The organism is Caldisericum sp. (assembly GCA_022759145.1).
In the GTDB taxonomy this organism is placed as follows: domain Bacteria; phylum Caldisericota; class Caldisericia; order Caldisericales; family Caldisericaceae; genus Caldisericum.
Map to the genome: position 1 here is coordinate 1 of JAEMPV010000081.1, position 3,196 is coordinate 3,196.

2 protein-coding genes are annotated in these 3,196 nt (G+C 34.3%); both read left to right on the forward strand.

Features of this window, described 5'->3' with window-relative positions; all coding sequences use genetic code 11:
- Window positions 1-67 precede the first annotated feature (67 nt).
- Window positions 68-2,386 carry an O-antigen ligase family protein gene (locus JHC30_05650; protein MCI4463639.1) on the forward strand — a complete coding sequence of 773 codons (2,319 nt, stop codon included), beginning with the start codon at window positions 68-70 and terminating at the stop codon, window positions 2,384-2,386.
- 30 nt (window positions 2,387-2,416) lie between these two features.
- A partial coding sequence (locus JHC30_05655) for a hypothetical protein (GenBank protein MCI4463640.1) occupies window positions 2,417-3,196 on the forward strand: 780 nt, incomplete at its 3' end.

Here is a 3,196-nt window from a genome sequence, read left to right on the forward strand (position 1 = left end):
AGTATTCTCTTTATGAGGGCATTAAAAAGACCGTTGAGTGGTTTAAAACGCATAAGGAATATCTGGGATGAGCGAGAGATTGCTTAAGAAATTAATTCTTGGATTAGTTCTATTTAACCTTATATTTATCACTATTTTTAACGGCGTAGAACTTGAATACTATGCATTTATCTCAATGATGTTATCTTTCGTTATATTTGTCCTGTTTCTTTTTTATGTATCAAAAGTTCATGAGGTAAGCCTATACAAAAACTCGGTTTCGATGTGGATTTTTATTTTTGTGATGCTTGTGCTTGTCCTTACATCAAAATACAGGTATGCATCGCTTGTTGGATTCTTTGAGATATTTTCGGGCGTTATAAACTTTTTTGTTATTTCGTCGATTCTTAAAGAAGAGGATATAAAAGGATTTTTGATTGCTCTCTCTTCAATCGGAACGGCATTTTCTCTTGCAAGCATTTTTGAGTATTTTTCTTATGTTTTCTTTAGTGAAAGTAAATTTTCTCAATTTCTTGTTTCAAATGGCTTTATACAGGGCTCAAGAGTTGCAAGTTTCTTCCAGTATCCTAATGCAACTGCAACTTATCTTCTCTTTTTCTCATTAATTTCGCTTGGCTTACTTGTAACTGATAGGTCCCGTAAAAAATCCGTTTTCTTTGTTGAATCAGTGCTTATGTTGTTCGCTTTATACCTTACAGATTCACGAGGTGCTTATATTTCTATTTTAGTGGGTTTGATTCTTCTGCCACTTTTTATCAAAGATAAGAAAAGGCTTCTTCTGGATACACTTTCCGTGATTCTTGTGACGGGTGCTCTCATCTTTCTTAATAATATCTTTTTTGCGCCAATCGTTAAAGATAGGGCAGCACATGCAAAGGAATTTTTCTCATTTATAAGTGGTGGCTCTGCTTTTTCGATAGAAAATCGTATTCAACTTCTTTTAGGCTCTTTAAATATATTCAAGAAATATCCAATTTTTGGGACAGGGCTTAATACATTTAAAGATGCAATTTTGAACTACAGAGTTGGGCTTTTTTATGCGCTCGACCCACATTCTCTTCTTGCAAGGCTTCTTGCAGAAACAGGAGTTTTAGGGGCAGGTGCGTTTCTTCTGTTTATTTTGTCGGTGTTCTGGGCATCTTTTAAAGAAAAAACATTCCAAAGTGACATAAATATTTTTATTGCAATTGCATTCCTTGTGCTGTTTATTCACGTAAATCTCGATTTAAGTTTTCAATATCTTTCGATAATCCTCCTTTTCTTTATCGCACTTGCACTTGCTGGAAGCAAAACAAAAGTAAATGCAGGAATATTCTCCACGGATTCGTTTGTGCTTTTCTCCATAGCGGTAGTATTTATGTTATTCGTTATCTTCCTTGTTCCTGAAACTATTGCTTCAATTTATGCAACAACAGGTGAAAACTATCTTCAAAAAGGCGATATTGCTACAGCAAATGCAAACTTCAAAGTTGCGGTGACTGCCTCACGATACAATGTAGAATATCTAACAAATCTTGCTGAAACTTACGAAGATTTGGCAATGCTAAATATCTCAAGGGAAGAAAATATTTCAAAAGCAAAAGATGCACTTGGTAGAGCGTATAATGAAAACAAGATTTCTTTCTATATCCCATTGAGACTTTCTCGCCTTTATCTCTATTCAAAGGACGAAAAGGCAGTTGACTTTGCACAAATTGCGCTTGAAAGAAACCCACTCTGGGCGCCAATAAAAGCAGATTTAGCGTTTGCACTTGCTTATACTGGGAAAGGCAATGCTGACGAAATTGATATTCTTGCAAAAGATGCGCTGAATTTTACTGCTACCGATGAAGAATACAGGGCTATGCACTACATAACACCCAAAGAAAAAGATTCTATTGCATACACTGCGCTTGGTTTTGTGCATATAAAAGAAGACAAAGCAAAAATATATTTTACAAAGGCTTTGGAACTTGACAAAGAAAATGCGTATGCATATTTAGGGCTTTCGGAAGTTGCAAAGCTAAGAAAAGACATTCTTTCAGAAGTTGAATATTTATATTCTGCGGTAAAAATAAATCCCTGTATTGAGGAAGCGTATAATGAGTACTTTGCTATTGCGCCTCTTATTAAAGTTGAGACAGACCTCGGCAGGATAAGTTTAAAAGCGGGAACCGCTTTAGAGATTCGATATTCTATTGTAAGAAATACAAATTTGCTTGATAAGATTATTGCAGGTGTTGAGGTAAATGGTTCAATAGTTGAAGAAAGCGAAGTGAAAAGTAACGCAAGAGTTGCTTATATTAAAGTACCGGACAGGGGACCATTTGTAATTTTCATTAAGGGTATCGATAAAAATGGAAAAGAGATTGTAAGAGTTAGATCGATTCCATTAAATCCAGAATGAAATTTTTATATATTTGCGTATAATTAAGAGATGGCAAAGAAAGAAAACAAAATTGCTAAAAAAGAAGTTAAGGAAAGTAATGTTCTAAATATCCTTATATTTGTATTTTCTCTTGTTCCTATCGCTTTCACTGCATTTTTCCAGGGTGGATATTTCCAGTGGGAGACATATCTTACATTCCTTTTGAGTCTACCTGCTATTTCGCTTTTTGCGTATAAGAAATTTGTAAAAGGTGAGCCTTTAAAAGGAAGCGGGGTTGAATTAGGGTTACTTCTTTTCCTCCTAATATCTTTTATTTCTCTTTTCTTCACAGTTTACTTTTTTGCAACCCTTACCGAGTTTTACAAAATTGTCCTTTATGTATTTCTATTTTACATTGCAATCGATACGGTTTCAAACGAGTTGATGTTCCGTGTTGCACTTAATTTTATTCTTGGGGTTTCTTTTGTGCTTTCTCTTTTAGGTTTTCTTGCTTATATTGGGATGAGGTTTAACTTATCTTCTCCATTTTTTAAATATCTTATTAATAATGGTTTTGTTCAGGGATTATCTATTGCTTCTACTCTTCAATATTCAAACACCTTTGGCGGGTTCCTGCTTTTACCTTTGTTTATTTCAACAGGATTTGTCCTCAATGAAAAGGGTATATTCAAAAAGATTATTTATGGATTGCTTCTCTTATTCTTCTTAATTACGCTTATCCTTACACAATCAAGAGGAGCGCTTTTGGTGTTTGCTCTAAGCGTTGTTGTGTTTATACTTTTACTTCCGAAAAGAGAAAAGATTATTTCTTTATTTGTATTGCTTGCT

Coding starts and splice junctions, on each gene's coding strand:
- JHC30_05650 (MCI4463639.1), top strand. CDS start 68: ATGAGCGAGAGATTGCTTAAGAAATTAATTCTTGGATTAGTTCTATTT.